Below are 253 nucleotides of genomic sequence, written 5' to 3'. Positions count from 1 at the left end.
ATTGCATGTTTAAATTCGGTTTATCTGGCTCATTAAGAGACGGAAAAGCCAATGTAATGCAGTACGTAGGTATGTTCGGCGAAATCTTCCGTCCTGTTAGCACGTCTAAATTAATGGAAGACGGACAGGTAACTGAGCTTAAGATTAATAGTATTTTCCTTCGTTATCCAGACGAATTCGCCACTAAATTAAAAGGTAAAACATACCAAGAAGAAGTTAAAATTATTACCGGACTAAAACGTCGTACAAAGTG

Annotated in this window: 1 protein-coding gene; it reads left to right on the top strand. The window is 37.2% G+C overall.

Annotated elements, in window-relative coordinates; translation table 11 throughout:
* A partial coding sequence (locus tag Y887_RS20880) for a hypothetical protein (protein ID WP_211257043.1) occupies positions 1-253 on the top strand: 253 nt, incomplete at both ends.

This window comes from Xanthomonas pisi DSM 18956 (assembly GCF_001010415.1).
GTDB classification, from domain to species: Bacteria; Pseudomonadota; Gammaproteobacteria; order Xanthomonadales; family Xanthomonadaceae; genus Xanthomonas; species Xanthomonas pisi.
The sequence above is the reverse complement of the archived record's forward strand: the minus strand, read 5'-3'. Positions and strand labels throughout refer to the sequence as shown.